Annotated in this window: 14 protein-coding genes; 2 read left to right on the top strand and 12 right to left on the bottom strand. The window is 42.6% G+C overall.

Annotation, left to right across the window (positions count from 1 at the left end; all coding sequences use genetic code 11):
- Positions 1–12: 12 nt before the first annotated feature.
- The 8 genes from ACOQOA_RS13190 to pyrE form a co-directional block, all read right to left on the bottom strand.
- Entirely contained in the window at positions 13–2,298 is a 2,286-nt protein-coding gene (locus tag ACOQOA_RS13190; RefSeq protein WP_420549085.1) for a xanthine dehydrogenase family protein molybdopterin-binding subunit, read from the bottom strand.
- A gap of 5 nt (positions 2,299–2,303) precedes the next feature.
- Positions 2,304–2,774, bottom strand: coding sequence for a (2Fe-2S)-binding protein (locus tag ACOQOA_RS13185; RefSeq protein ID WP_420549084.1), 471 nt, complete (start codon positions 2,772–2,774; stop codon positions 2,304–2,306).
- Between the two features lie 2 nt (positions 2,775–2,776).
- Entirely contained in the window at positions 2,777–3,637 is an 861-nt protein-coding gene (locus ACOQOA_RS13180) for an FAD binding domain-containing protein (protein ID WP_420549083.1), read from the bottom strand.
- A 266-nt stretch (positions 3,638–3,903) separates the two neighbouring features.
- The gene (locus ACOQOA_RS13175; protein ID WP_420549082.1) at positions 3,904–4,407 is read right to left on the bottom strand and encodes a ClbS/DfsB family four-helix bundle protein; all 504 of its coding nucleotides are present in this window, start codon (positions 4,405–4,407) and stop codon (positions 3,904–3,906) included.
- Positions 4,408–4,437: 30 nt separating this feature from the next.
- Positions 4,438–5,265 (bottom strand): helix-turn-helix domain-containing protein, encoded by an 828-nt coding sequence (locus tag ACOQOA_RS13170; protein ID WP_420549081.1) that lies wholly within the window; start codon positions 5,263–5,265, stop codon positions 4,438–4,440.
- Positions 5,266–5,286: 21 nt separating this feature from the next.
- A complete protein-coding gene (locus tag ACOQOA_RS13165) occupies positions 5,287–6,759 on the bottom strand; it encodes an aldehyde dehydrogenase family protein (RefSeq protein WP_420549080.1) in 1,473 nt (490 codons plus the stop codon).
- A gap of 189 nt (positions 6,760–6,948) precedes the next feature.
- Positions 6,949–7,491, bottom strand: coding sequence for a GrpB family protein (locus tag ACOQOA_RS13160; protein ID WP_420549079.1), 543 nt, complete (start codon positions 7,489–7,491; stop codon positions 6,949–6,951).
- Complete coding sequence (pyrE, locus tag ACOQOA_RS13155) at positions 7,481–8,122, bottom strand: orotate phosphoribosyltransferase (RefSeq protein WP_420549078.1); 642 nt, start codon at positions 8,120–8,122, stop codon at positions 7,481–7,483. The genes ACOQOA_RS13160 and pyrE overlap by 11 nt, the downstream gene beginning before the upstream one ends.
- A gap of 439 nt (positions 8,123–8,561) precedes the next feature.
- Here pyrE and ACOQOA_RS13150 point away from each other — a divergent pair, with 439 nt between their 5' ends.
- A complete protein-coding gene (locus ACOQOA_RS13150; protein WP_420549077.1) occupies positions 8,562–9,368 on the top strand; it encodes a ferredoxin--NADP reductase in 807 nt (268 codons plus the stop codon).
- A gap of 46 nt (positions 9,369–9,414) precedes the next feature.
- Here the strand turns inward: ACOQOA_RS13150 and ACOQOA_RS13145 are convergent, their stop codons facing one another.
- Entirely contained in the window at positions 9,415–10,662 is a 1,248-nt protein-coding gene (locus ACOQOA_RS13145) for a GSCFA domain-containing protein (RefSeq protein ID WP_420549076.1), read from the bottom strand.
- Between the two features lie 82 nt (positions 10,663–10,744).
- Positions 10,745–11,566 carry a phytanoyl-CoA dioxygenase family protein gene (locus ACOQOA_RS13140; RefSeq protein WP_420549075.1) on the bottom strand — a complete coding sequence of 274 codons (822 nt, stop codon included), beginning with the start codon at positions 11,564–11,566 and terminating at the stop codon, positions 10,745–10,747.
- Positions 11,567–11,674: 108 nt separating this feature from the next.
- Between ACOQOA_RS13140 and ACOQOA_RS13135 the strand changes: the two genes are divergently transcribed.
- Positions 11,675–12,715 carry a trans-3-hydroxy-L-proline dehydratase gene (locus ACOQOA_RS13135; RefSeq protein ID WP_420549074.1) on the top strand — a complete coding sequence of 347 codons (1,041 nt, stop codon included), beginning with the start codon at positions 11,675–11,677 and terminating at the stop codon, positions 12,713–12,715.
- Positions 12,716–12,721: 6 nt separating this feature from the next.
- Here the strand turns inward: ACOQOA_RS13135 and ACOQOA_RS13130 are convergent, their stop codons facing one another.
- Positions 12,722–14,386 carry a Na/Pi cotransporter family protein gene (locus tag ACOQOA_RS13130; RefSeq protein ID WP_420549073.1) on the bottom strand — a complete coding sequence of 555 codons (1,665 nt, stop codon included), beginning with the start codon at positions 14,384–14,386 and terminating at the stop codon, positions 12,722–12,724.
- A 28-nt stretch (positions 14,387–14,414) separates the two neighbouring features.
- Positions 14,415–15,212: a DeoR/GlpR family DNA-binding transcription regulator gene (locus tag ACOQOA_RS13125; RefSeq protein ID WP_420549072.1), complete on the bottom strand. Its 798-nt coding sequence runs from the start codon at positions 15,210–15,212 to the stop codon at positions 14,415–14,417.
- Between the last annotated feature and the right edge of the window lie 58 nt (positions 15,213–15,270).

The raw sequence follows: 15,270 nt of genomic DNA, 5'->3' as shown, positions 1-15,270 counted from the left end.
ATCCTTTCTGATTTACTCAGCTGCTTCCGCTTGATGGATTGCCTTTAATATCCGTGGCGGGCTCATCGGTAATTCAGTCATACGTACATTTGCCGCATCAGAAACAGAATTCGCAATCGCAGCCAATGGCGGCACGATACCTGTTTCACCGACACCACGTACACCATATGGATGACCCGGATTGGGTACTTCTACAATCACTGTATCGATCATTGGCAAATCAGATGCCACAGGCAAACGATAATCAAGGAAGCCTGCATTTTGCAACTTGCCATCATCACCATAGATATATTCCTCATTCAAAGCCCAGCCGATACCCTGTACCGCACCGCCTTGGAATTGGCCTTCTACATAAGATGGGTGGATCGCTTTACCTGCATCCTGAATAACAGTGTAACGTAGGATTTTCACAAAACCTGTTTCCGGATCAACTTCTGTATCTACTAAATGGGTCCCAAAAGACACACCAGCGCCATCTGCATTATATTCATGATGTCCTGCAATCGGACCACCAGTGCCACCAGCAGCATCCGCAATTTCAGCCAAAGTCAAAGGTTCAAAATCACCTGCATTTGCACCAGCAGGAATGGCTTTACCTTCTTCCCATTTTACTGCTTCAACCGGAATATCCCACATCATTGCCGCACGTTCACATAGCTTGCCAATAATTTCACGTGCCGCAAAGATAACGGCCATCCCGCTTGAGAAAGTAACACGGCTGCCTTCTGTCGTATCGTTAAATCCGAGGCTTGAGGTATCTGTCACGATCGCACGAACCTGATCATATGGAATACCAAGTTCTTCGGCCGCCATTTGACACATCGAAGCACGGGACCCACCAATATCAGGTGTCCCCACAGAAATCGCCACCGTGCCATCTTGGTTGACGTTCAATGTGGAACAAGTTTCCCCGCCAAAGTTAAACCAGAAACCACTCGCAACACCGCGGCCTTGATTTGGTCCTAACGGGATTTGGTAGTTTGGATGGTTTTTGGCAGCTTCCAATGTTTCAACCAGACCTAAAGATTCAAACTTTGGTCCATAGGAAGATTTATCGCCATTACGTGCCGCATTTTTTAAACGGAAATCAATCGGGTCCATATCAATGGCTTTTGCCAATTCATCAACAACGGATTCAACCGCATACACAGACATTGGCGCCCCTGGTGCACGATAAGCGGCACCTTTCGGACGGTTAGTTACAACTTCCCAACCAACAGCTTTGACATTTTCCAAGGCGTAACATGCAAAAGCACACATCGCCCCGAAATCAGCAGGCGCCCCACGGAAAGCACCACCTTGATAACGAACTTCTGCAAAACCAGCCGTGATACGACCATCTTTTGTACAACCAATTTTCACATCCATGCTGGAAGATGCCGTTGGACCAGATGCTTTAAACACTTCATCACGGGTCATTGCCATTTTAACTGGCTTGCCGGATTTCTTGGCCAACATCAAACATACAGGTTCTAAAAAGACTGTTGTCTTACCGCCGAAACCACCGCCAATCTCAGACGCGGTCACACGAAGTTTGGACACGTCCATACCGACCAGAGAGGCAGACACATTACGCAACACAAAGTGACCTTGCGTACAGCCCCAAAGTTCCCCATAGCCATCAGATGTAACCGTCGCCACACAAGCATGCGGCTCAATATAGCCCTGATGGGTTGCTGCGGTCTTGAAACTACGTTCAATGATGATATCTGCCTGTTCGAAACCGGCATCCACATCCCCATGACCAAATTCGCAACGCCCTGCGATGTTAGACGCAGTTGTCGGCATTGGATCAACACCATGGGTAAACATGTCATCATGAAGAATAGGCGCATCCGCTTTCATCGCTTCATCTACATCAGTCACATGTGGAAGAATATCGTATACAACCTTAATCTTCTTCAATGCTTTCAAGGCAATAGCACGTGAAGTTGCAGCAACCGCTGCTACGGCATGACCTTCATAAAGCACTTTATCACGTGCCATGATGTTACATAGAATATCATGATGGGCTTCGTTTTCCGCAAAATCATCACGGGTTACAACTGCTTTTACGCCAGATAATGCTTCTGCTTCGGATGTATCAATAGATACAAGCTTGGCATGTGGATGTGGGCTACGCAGAACCTTACCAACCAATTGACCGGGTAAATTCATATCCGCGCCAAAACGGGCACGGCCTGTCACTTTATCAACCCCATCCGGACGAAGAGGCGTTGTACCAACGACTTTAAAATCACGTGGCTGATACTGATGTGTACCTTTGCTCTCTGGAGCTTCACCTGTAGAAGACGCCATGATCTTTATCCTCTCATCTCTGCTGCTGCATCCTGAATTGCACGGATGATTTTGTCATATCCTGTGCAACGGCACAGATTGCCTGCCATCCAGTAACGAATTTCTTCTTCGGATGGGTTTGACTTTTTCTCTAATAACGCTTTAGCCGCAACCACAATACCTGGTGTACAAACACCACATTGAAGGGCTGCATTATCCAAAATCTTTTGTTGAATCGGATGAAGTTCATTGCCCTTGGCAACACCTTCAACAGTGCCGATTTCACGACCTTCAACTTCTGCGCCCAATGTCAGGCAAGAACAGGTCAAGCGACCATCAATCGTCACAGAACACGCACCACAATCCCCTGTGGCACAGCCTTCTTTGGCGCCCGTCAGGTTCAAACGGTCACGCAATACATCCAATAATGTTTCTTCTGCATCGCAGACAAATTCAACATCATCACCATTAATTTTTGTAGAAACATGAATACCCATGATTATGCCCCTTTCGCGCGATCAAGCGCAATTTTCGCAGCACGTTTTGCCAACACGCCGACAACTTCTTTGCGGAATTCAACTGTACCGCGTTTATCTGTAATTGGTTTTGCCGCTTCAGAACAAGCAGATGCCAAAGCCTCCAAAGCAGCGTCATCAACCTTTGTGCCGATCAATGCTTGTGCAGCTTCGTCAACCACCAATACCTTTATGGCAACCGCACCGATTGCAACTTTTGCAGCGGTACATGTACCAGCATCGTCTAGGGTAATAGAGATACCACACCCCGCCACGGCAATATCCATTTCAGTACGTGGAATGAAACGCAAATAAGCATCACCTGTATTGGCAGGTTTCGCCGGGAAGAATAAACTTTCAACCAATTCCCCTTTTTCAAGGGAGGTTTTACCCGGTGCTTGCGGGATATCTTCGATGGCAACATCACGTGTGCCATTTGGACCTGCAATACGTGCAACACATCCAACAGCCACGGCACAAGGCACGCTATCTGCTGCAGGACCAGCATTACATAAATTACCTGTAATCGTCGCGCGCCCTTGTACTTGGGTAGACCCAATCAAGTCAGCCCCTTCGGCAACACCCGGATACATCGCGGTAAAACCTGCATGTTCATTCAATTCCGCAGAAGGCACAGCCCCACCAACACGGTAGCCGCCATTTTCTTCGACAATATCACCAAAACCCGGAATACGTTTTGTATCCACAATCAAATCTGGTTCCACCATGCCCATACGCATTTGCACAAGCAGATCGGTGCCACCAGACAAGACCTTTGCCAAGCCTGCCTCTGCAGACAAAAGGCTTACAGCCGCCTCTACGGTTGTAGGAGCTTCATATCTCATTAGTCTTCGATCCCTAAAGTTATCGTTTTATAATTTTTAACTGCTCTAATTTTACGGTATTTGCCATAGTGCGAAAAGAAGATTCCATACACCCTTTATGGAAATAATCTGTTCATCAGATGAAAAATACTCAACCAAGAATAATCTCATTCAAAAATCAGATTATCATTAGCTAATTAAAGCATCATTTAAAAAGAAGTTTAGGGGCTTTGCCCTATTTCACAAAGGTCCAATTTCGACAAATTCTTATGACAAATTGTCCGAAATCATACATTTTTCGCTCTTTTGGCCCTTCGAATCATTTTACGTGCGCTATCAAATTGGCTGGAAGTATTCACAGAAACCCAACGCATTACAGGCCATTTTCCTGCCCATTTAAACATACCAACATCACAAAGTTCTGCCTCAGTAAGTGTATCTATCACCCGCAAAACTTCTTTCACGCCTTGTTTTAAATCACCAATAAGATCTTCAATCGATACTGTAACCGCCTGTTCAGCAATATGCTTATTTAATGCAGGTGTTTGCTGCCAGCTATATTCTTCTGCGGGTAACTCACATGTCCCACCATCACGCCCCACCGATATCCACATCAACGTCGCTTCACACCACCAAAGACGTACCGCCAGAATGTCCTTGATAGAAATATCTTCCTCAACAATTAGTTGTGCATCTTCATTGGTTAAAGTATCTAACTCCACTGAAAGCTTCGCAAAGTTACCTTCAATCAGCTCTATCAGATGTGATCGATTCTTTGGGATATTGGACATAAATTAAGCCTATGGTGCAAAAACAAGAAGCTATTCGGTATCACGTAACATACGATATTGTAAGGGGGTTACGCCAACACGTGCTTTAAAAACTGCGTTAAAAACAGATTGTGAGTTAAAACCGCATTTCAAAGCGACTTGCCCCATGGTCAGTCGCTTATCTTCTGCAACTTGTTCCAGCAGTAATTTCGCATCCGCGATACGATATCCGTTTAAATAGTCATTAAAATTTTGATCCGCCAATTGGTTCACCACACGGGATAGATGGTTACTTCCAATCCCTAAAAGCTTTGCAATGGCGGGCATGCGGATTTTTGAATTTCGATATAGTTTTTCAACCGTCATCATGGATTTCAGATTTTCAAAAATCAATTGGTCGGATTTTTCCTGCCGCCCCGCCCCCGCTTTATATTTAGCAATTTCCTGTTCGTTTAATTCCTGATTAATACGACGGGCAAAATATTCCAGCGTTTCGCCAGATCGATCCAGATAAGATTGGGTTTGAACAATTTGATTGCCGTTAAGCTTTAAGAAATCGACACCCGTATAGTCTTCATTCAGCCCACCGATTTTATCCAAAACATCTGATGGAATGGAGTTTCGCACCAATCGCCAGCGCACCATCATATTTTGATCATCACATAAAGCATATTGGGTGAGTTCAAATCGCACATGCGGAAAAGCGCGCCGCAAAAGACGCACATCTTCGATCAAGCTATCTGGTGCAATAACCCGCGCAGTTGCCGTATCAAAGATATAGCTATCGGGTGAGAAAATCTCGCTGATGCGTTCCTCAAATCCGGAATGACAACAATCGATATAAGCCTCTGCCAGTTTCTTGGCGTCTTCTTTATTCATTTCCTCACCCTATATCGCGATTTATTCGATCTTTTCGCCGAACCAGCCATCTTGCAAGGCTTTAGGATCAAAGGACCAATGCACATGTTTGGTTTCCATAAAGGCTTCCAAACCTTCTTCACCAAGCTCTCGGAAATCCCCCATACCACTATCTTTCATACCACCAAAGGGTCCGCCTACATTGTCTGGCAATGGATCGTTCACCCAAATGGTCCCGGCCTTCACATCTTCAAAGAAGCGTTTGATCTTTAGCATATCCATACTCATTATCACTGCGCCTAGCCCATACCGGCTGCTATTCACCAGTTCAATGGCGTCATCAATAGTTTCATAGGGCATAATCGCAACCGTAGGGCCGAATGTTTCCTCTGTCATACATAACATATCGGATGTTACATCCGCCAAGACAGTTGGTTCAAAGTAATATCCTTTATCAAAACCTGTATGGGCTTTACCGCCCGTGGCCATGCGTGCGCCTTTGGCAACGGCATCCTGAATATGCGTTTCCACCTTGGTAAAAGCGGCTCTATCCACCATCGGCCCCACTTCAATCCCTTCATCCAGACCATTACCGATCTTAACCTTTTCAAAATTGGTTGTGATCTCTGCAACAAAGTCTTCGTAGATAGATTTTTGCACATAAATACGTTCGGTTGAGGTACAGACTTGCCCGCAATTCCATAAGGCAGATGTGGCCAAAGCTTTGGCCGCGATCTTCACATCCATATCTTCGGTTACAACAGCTGCGTCTTTTCCACCTAATTCCATAAGCAGGTTTTTAAATTGATGGGCTGTGGAACGTACAATTTCTTCGCCAACCTTATTTGAACCCGTAAAACAAACTGTCGGCACATCAGGATGTGTTGCCAAAGCCTGCCCCGACACCACATCACCTGTGATGATATTCAACACACCTGCAGGTAGATGATCCATCACATCTTTCGCCAATTGCAACGTCGCCAATGGGGTTTTGTCCGACGGGCGCACGATCACTGTATTACCTGCCGCCAAGGCCGGGATCACTTTCCAAAACATGATCAGCAATGGATAGTTAAAAGGCACGATACAAGCCGTTGGACCATAAGGTTCTTTTAGCACAAAGTTAAACGTTTCATGTTGATCTGTTGGTAAAACCCGTCCGATAGAGTTTTTTATCAATTGTGCGTAATAATCGACAATATGAAGACAAACTACCAATTCATCATTCATATGTTCATCAAATGGCTTGCCTTCTTCCTGTGTTAAAAGCTTGGCATAATCCGCACGTTTCGCATCCAGCTTGATCCCGATTTCACGCAACATCTCACTACGTTCCATCACCGTCATTTTTCGCCAAGGATGAAAAGCTGCCTTTGCAGCCGCGACTGCCTTATCCACATCCCCTGCAGTGGCATTAGGAACCGTATCAATCAATTCTTCGGTGGCGGGATTAAAGACATCCAATGTGGCGTTGTTTTCCGCGGCACACCATTTTCCGTTAATATACATATCCATGTTTCAAACTCCCCGATTTTGAAGGCATGTCGACCTCCTATTAAATTCTGTAGGGAATTAAAATTCATTTCAACGTATAATTTCTTTAAGAAATGTAATTTATGAAAACATTTCTCAATAAAAAAGCCGAAAGGAAACTTCCGACTATTATAGAACACATGCAAACAGGATATTAGATTGATGCTACCATTAGCATTTAGTTGCTAAATACCAATCTAGTGCCTTTTCTTCAGTTCGTTGCACAAAGCTTTCTTTGCCATCAATATAACTATCCCAAGATAGATCTTTTTTATCCAGTAACTTAAGTTTCAAATCAGAATACTCTTTCGCAACAGCCGGATGTAATCTTAAATAATCTCTGAAAGCTAGATGTCTATCTATATGCTCACTACCCTGTAAAAATATATGTAGATGATGGGTACGAACACCATCAGCTGTTATTTTTCTGTAATATCTACGCGCTTCAATTCCAAAAGCTCCCATAACTTCATAGCCAATTCTCTCGAATTGCGCCTTTTGGCTATCTAGTTTATCGAAATCCTCGACCACCCCCAAAATATCTATGATGGGTTTCGCATAGATACCTGACACTGCAGTACTTCCAATATGATGTAGAACAAGAGAAGAGTCAGAGATGCCCCCCTTTAACGAGTCGCATTCTCTTTCAAACGCATCACGCCAATCAGGGTTATACATTTCAATAGTGATATTGCTCACTTCACTATATTCCATATTGCTCTTTATAGGCATAAAGATTTTTGAGATCCTCTGCCATATCAGCACGACCTTCCAGATAGGTAAGAACATCAGAAAGTGTGATAATGGAATGAACTGGAATGTCGAAAGTTTTTTCAATCTCTTGAACAGCTGACAGGTCACCTGCGCCTTTTTCCTGGCGGTCCAGCGCGATCAAAATACAGCCAAGCTCTGCACCTGCATCCTTTACCATACCCGCAGCTTCTTTAATGGCTGTCCCCGCTGTCATCACATCGTCCACCAACAAGGTTTTACCTTCAAGCTTTGCACCAACGATATTACCGCCCTCACCATGGGTTTTAGCTTCTTTACGGTTATAACAGTAATTATTGTCTTCGCCATATTGGTCATAAAGTGCCGCTGCTGTGACTGCCGCAATCGGGATGCCTTTGTAAGCGGTGCCAAACATCACATCAAACTCGATACCTTTTTCCTTGATCACGGCTGCATAAGCTTTCCCGATCAAAGACATATCTTTGCCTGTATGGAATTTGCCAAAGTTAAAGAAAAACGGACTTTTACGACCAGATTTCAGGGTAAATTCCCCAAATTGCAAAACCTCACGTGCCATAGCCAATTCAATAAATTCACGTTTATAATCTTGCATCAGATCGTCTCCGTTTTAAATTATAGAAGCATCAAGAGATCATCGTGATTGATGACCAATTGGAATAGCAGTCTTTTTAAATATACATATCTTTTATGCAAGAGTTTCCTTGCATCTCAATTCTAATTCACCTATATAATATGTTATATAATATATTTACATTTTTTATTTGTATTATATGAGAGTTTTTACTATCCCACTGCTTTCTTCTTGAATTTTCCAGAAAAGAGAGTAGAAGAATGCGAAAAATAATGCGGCTTTGAAGAGCTTCCCCTCTTCAAATATTAGATTTAAATCAATGCGATTTCTTATAAAGAAACGTATATAGACTGCATAATTGTTTTCGGGATTAGGGATAAAAATCATTTGTATCGGCTTGGTTCAAAGTCGGACATATGGTTATTTTTTGTTTGGATTAGATAGGACATAGGACGTAGCCATGCCTTTTGACGCAATTGATGAAAACACAACGCTGCCAAAATCTGTCACAGCTGAAACTGTACTAGACGTAAAACATTGGACAGATCGTTTATTCTCATTCTCCATCACCCGCCCGGGCTCTTTCCGTTTCCGTTCCGGTGAATTTATCATGATCGGCTTGATGGTTAATGGAAAACCATTATTGCGTGCTTATTCAGTGGCAAGCCCAAGTTGGGATGAGAAATTGGATTTTTATTCCATCAAAGTTGAAGACGGCCCATTAACATCCCGCCTACAACATATTAAACCGGGCGATAAAATCCTTCTTGGTAAAAAACCAACAGGTACACTGGTTGTTGATGCGCTTCTTCCTGGCAAACGTTTATATATGCTATCGACAGGGACAGGTATTGCGCCATTTGCAAGCTTGATCCGTGATCCGGAAGTATATGAAAAATTTGATCAAGTGATCCTAACCCATACGTGTCGCGAAGTTGCAGAACTGGAATATGGCAAACAACTGGTTAAAGATGTTATGGATGATCCGTTGATTGGTGAAATGGCACAAGAAAAGCTTGTGCATTATACATCCGCAACCCGCGAAGATTATCCGGTAAAAGGCCGTATTACAGAATTGGTTGAATCCGGTAAGTTATTTGAAGATTTAGGCGTACCAAAATTTGATCCTGAAATTGACCGCATTATGATTTGTGGATCCACAGATATGCTGAAATCTTGCAAACAAATGTCTTTGGACCATGGTTTCCATGAAGGTTCTAATGCAGCACCATCTCAATTCGTAATTGAGAAAGCCTTTGCTGATTAAGGTTTGCCTATAGCTAGTAAAAAAGGGAAGCATTTGCTTCCCTTTTTTAATGTCTCACAAACATTTTCTCAAACAATCCGACCACCTTACCAACCGTTTCTTTCGTCACATGACGCATATCTTCTTCCCATGGCTTAGGTAAAACAGTCGTAACCAATTCATAACTTGGAAAATAAAATACGTCCTGATTATTCCTACAGACATGATCAACCGCCAAACGAATTGCGGCTTTTGACAATACATTAGCTTCCATCACATGCATCTCGTGACCTCTAGTCGTTGCCAAAAATGGAATAGGAGAAACTGAAATAATAAATTTAATCTTCGGGTTATGGTGCCTAACTATATCAATAAAACGCTGCATATAATGTACATTATCTTCGTATGTTAATACTCTTGGACGAGATAAGGAACGTAACGTCTCATTACGTGGATTTCGCGACATCACAGAACCATGTGGCATATATTCCCAACATTCGCTAAGCCCCGGCGTAAAGACAAAAACCTCACATTCTTCAAATACTTCTCTCACCGCCTTCAAATGAAGTTCATAATCATCTTCAAAAATTTCTTGAGATTGAAAAAAGACCCCCTCACGGTAAGGATCATTATATTGGGTTAAACCATTTTTGTTCGTCTCTGAAACTAAGATTTTAGGGAAACTTCGATCACCAAAAGCCCTTTCCGCTAAATGCGTAAAGCTGGGCGTATTAAACAATGTCCCCCATTGTGCCGAGGAATCAGGCATATTTGGGTTATTGCGCGTGGAAGAATTAAATATGCCATGCTCTCCAGTGTGAAGCGGCTCTTTGATAAGATAGTTGAATTTATTACTTTGCATTGCAAAAGAAAACTCAGAGGCAAAACAACTACCAGCAGCACCAAGTAAAGTATTCATATCCATGATGGGATACTTCTTAGCAAAAGGCTCTATTGTTTCTTCTAGAAATGAATTTTCACGCGGCCAATAAACACCATCTGGATTAGGCTTATTCTCTTTCGTGTATATGCCTCGTTTAAAATTAATTTCTTCCGATACTTGTTTGATTTTTTCTATATATTCAGCTCTTGTACACGGTAAAGCCTGAAAAACATCATCAGGTATTTGCTTAAAAAAAACATAAATTAGCTCAAGAAGTTCTAGAATAGTTTTCTTTTCTTCAAGATACTGTTTTAAACTAGGGTAAAGAGCATCCTCTAATCCCATATCTGGAAAAAATGCCTCTGCAATTTCATTCAGCTCAACTGCGCCAAATAAAGCTCTTTCATCATTCCAAATACAAGTTTCAGCCATACCAATTTCCTTGAAGTTAATCTTGCCATAGAAAAGTACAATGAATCGGTATTTTGAGTGAAGTTAAATTCTTACAAAGAGTTTAGCTTGTCATATGCGAATATTTTTTAAATTGAAGAGCAATAATTTCAAGCCGTTCTTCAAAAGAAACTGGAACCCTTGCATTTAACCAAGGTGTCGCAAGTGGGTCAAATACAGGGTTTTGAAATTCTAGAGACAAACTAATACGTGGCGTATCCGATAGACCTGTCGCACAGCTGCTCCAGTGATAGATATCTTGCGCCCATCCCATAACGCTTCCCGCTTTTGCAGGCAACGCCTTGCCATCTTCTAAACCTACCTGATCCACATCTGTAATTGGCGGCTCATATCTATCCGCAACAGGCCGAGGCAAAACCATCATACAGCCATTATCTTCATCCGTATCATTTAAAGGAATCCATAAGGACAAACTCATAAATACGTAACTATCATGTTCAATCTGAAAACTGGTTTCAGCTTGGCAGTCTTGGTGCGGCGGCCAGCCGGCAGCCCCTTTGGCAGTTTCTAAATGCCATGCCCAGAAATTAGGAAGCAATACATGCTCTTCCCCTAAAAAGCGTGACAATAATTTGCTAACAGACGCAAAAAGGAACCAAGCCTGATCATAGACATATATATATGCAGGTGGAATATTTACTTGTTTTAAATTCATCATTGCATGACGAAGATCACACACCAATTCGTCAGATATGACGGAAGGTAGTGTGAAATAGCCATCCCTGTTTAGACTCTCTGAAACCGAATCTAGCATTTCGTCTGAAAGAAACGCATCAAGTTTTTCAGAATAGTTCCTTCCAATAGACAATAGAGGATTTAACTCTTCCCAATATTCTTTGGACATTTGATTGGTAGATAATTTCATAAAAAACCTAATTCCCAGCAATATACGCTATATACAAATTTGCCTCTTCCCTGTCACTCAATTTACAGATATATCAGAAGAAAGTGAAAGGTATAGGGAGTACCATAAATGCGCAGCAGTAAAACAATTCATATCGTCAGCTGTCATGCAGAAGGGGAAGTTGGTGATGTTATTGTTGGCGGCGTTGCTCCACCGCCCGGTGACACATTATGGGATATGCGCAAATGGATTGAACAAGATAATACATTACGTAACTTCGTATTAAATGAACCTCGTGGAGGTGTTTTTCGCCATATCAATCTATTGGTACCGCCCAAAAATCCGAAAGCAGATATGGGTTTTATAATCATGGAGCCGGAACATACACCTCCTATGTCCGGGTCAAACTCCATTTGCGTTTCCACAGTTTTACTGGATAGCGGCATCTTGCCGATGACAGAACCTATCACCAAAATCACGCTTGAAGCGCCAGGTGGTTTGGTAGAAGTTGAAGCCCAATGCGAAAATGGAAAAGCTAAGGTCATTACTGTTCAGAATGTGCCTTCCTTTGTGGACCAACTTGATCAGCAAATAGAAGTAGAAGGCTTAGGCAGCTTCAATGTCCATACGGCCTATGGCGGTGATAGTTTTGTTATGATCAATGCCTCAGATTTGGGATTTTCTATTACAGAAGATGAAGCGAAGGATCTTGCAACAATTGGTGCAAAAATCACCCATGCAGCCAATGAGCAGCTCGGCTTCACCCATCCAACCAATCCGGATTGGAAACATATTTCCTTCTGCCAGATTACGGGCCCTTTAAGCAAAGACACTACATCGAACGATTGGACAATGAGAAACACGGTTGTCATCGATCCGGGTAAATTAGATCGGTCACCAACAGGAACAGGTGTCTCCGCTCGTATGGCAGTTCTTCATGCACAAGGCAAAATGAAGCAAGGTGAACGCCTGATCATGAAATCTGTAATTGATTCAACCTTTATCGGACAAATCGCCAATACAACAGAATTAAATGGAAAAACGGCCATCATTCCCAAAATTTCCGGGCGTGGTTGGATTACAGGCACACACCAACATATGCTGGACCCTGATGACCCATGGCCGGAAGGCTATCGCCTCACCGACACATGGCCTAAGAAACAAGGCTGATTAGGCTTACGCCATCTTCATAAACTTTTTACGCAAACGCGTCTTACGCAACTCACCTGCTTGGTCCAAAATTGGATAAGCAACAGAAGTCAGGTGGGAATTGATTCGTTTCAAATCCCGGATAACATCAAGATGCAAACTGGATGTCTCCAACGTTTCAGGACGTCCCGCCTGGAAACGTTCCATATGACTATTAGCAGCTTCATGTTCCATCTGACGGAAAGTTTCTTTCTCCAGAATCAAACGACGCGCCATGCTGATATCTTGGGACATAAAAACGCCCATAGCCAAACGAAGATTATCATGCACTCGCTGATGAATTTGTTCCAATTCATTAAGCCCCGCTTCAGAGAATGATAAATTTTTCTCCATCAATTTCATCGCAGTTGCTAACAAATTCTTATCAATGATATCACCGATATGTTCCAAATTTGCGCAAAAGGCCATCACTTCACCGCAACGCTGACTTTCTTGTTCATCCAATTCCTCTTTACGAATTTCAGTTAGATAAACTTTCACAGCTTCATATAGTTCATCAACAACATCGTCACCCTTTGAGATTTCCTTAATTGTCTCGCTATCGCCCTCATGAAGCATATTGAAAGATTGCTTAAGCATGTGGTCCAATTCATCCCCCATGCGTAACACTTCACGAGACGCATTACTCAACCCCAATGTGGCGTCAATTGGAATGCTCATATCCAGATAACGAACAACTTCTGGCGAATCGCCCATATCTTGATCCACGATCACTTTCTTTAACAAGCGATCCATCAAAGACGTAAAAGGCATGAAGATAAAGGCCAATCCCACATTGAATACGAGATGTAAATTAATTAGCAAACCAGCCACTCCCATACTATATGGCGTTAACTCCCGCTCTACGATGGACAGGAATGGGAAAATCAAAATACAGCCTAACAATTTAAAAATCCCATTACCAATAGCAACACGACGACCTGCCGGTGATGTATAAAGAGTCGCAAAAATTGGCGGTAATGCGCCCCCTAAATTTGCCCCAAGAATTAATACCATTCCAAGTTCAACGGGAATTGCACCTGTAGAGGCCATAGAACAAACTAGTAAAACAATCGCCAAACTGGAATGTGCAGCCCATGTTAATAAAGCAACCAACAAAACGGCCACAAGTGGTTCACCTGCCAACGCATTAATCACCAGAACCAATGTTTCAGAATTTCTTAAGGGTTCAGAAACCCCGACAATGGATTTTAAAGAAAGAAGAATAATCCCAAGCCCAATAGCAATTCTTCCGATATTACTTTTCTTCTGACTGGTTGTGATTGTGAAAACAACAAATCCCACAAAAATCAACACAGGAGAAAGCCAAGAAAAATTCAAACTTAGAATTTGTGCAACAAGTGCAGTTCCAACATCCGCGCCTAACATAATCGCCAACGCAACAGGAAGTATAACAATATTACGGCTGGCAAAATCAGCCACCATCAAACATGTCGCCGTACTACTTTGTAAGATAGCTGTCACACCTAGACCAGCGCCAAAAGCGGCAAAGCGATTGGATAACCATTCTCCTAGAAAAGAACGTAACTTACTTCCAAAACCTCTTTGAACCCCAGTTCTAACCATCCGCATGCCCCAAAGTAATAGAGCAATAGTGCCAAGCAGTTGAATCAATACAGACGTCGCAGACATATATACCTTCCTGACCGGGGCTACCTAGCTAATCGGCGGCAGCGTCCTCAATCACATCGTTTTTTGCCATGCGATCTAATAACCGCATAGTCACATTATGTTTTTCTAATTCCTTACGAAGCGCTTTGGCAGGTACACGATCCGAATATAAAATATCCACATCATCAAAATCCAATAATTTAATCGGTGCTCGGCGATTGTATTTTTCCGAGTCCGCACAAATAATTGTCATCTCTGCCATTTTAGCTACTTCACTATACAATTCTGCCTCACAAAGATGATGGGTCAAAAAACCATATGCATGGTGAATACCCGCCGTAGACAGAATTGCTTTGTTAATGCAGTAACGTTTAATCGCATCATAAGCTTCAGGGCCAAACATGCCGCCATCATGAGATCGAATTTCACCACCGGTTAGATAGGTTTTGAACCCTCGTTCCGCAAAAGTCGTATTGGCAATAACCACAGAATTAGTCACAATCGTTAGGTCTCTATGGTTCATAAGTGCCTCTGCTACGAAAGCAGTAGTTGTCCCAATATCTAAAAACACCACATCACCATCACTGATGCTTGATGCAGCTAATTTAGCGACCTGTTTTTTAATCTCTCGGTTTTCTTCAATACGATGGTGAAACTCCGGCTCACTGCTATAATTTCTAAGGGTTGCACTACCATGGTGCTTTTCGATCAAACCTTCTTTCGACAATAATTTTAGATCACGTCTAATTGTCTCTTCTGAAACTTCTAATCTATTCGCAAGATCAGAAATTGTCGCATGTCCGGTTAATCGTAATTCCTTGAGAATATCTGAAAGCCGACGCTTCATAATTAGTCCCCTAATAATCTACACACATAAAACCACAATTTACCACATTCTACAATTG

The organism is Curvivirga sp., assembly GCF_965219885.1.
Classification (GTDB): domain Bacteria; phylum Pseudomonadota; class Alphaproteobacteria; order UBA8366; family Aestuariispiraceae; genus Curvivirga.
Note: the sequence above shows the minus strand (reverse complement) of the source record. Positions and strands in the feature narration are given on the sequence as shown.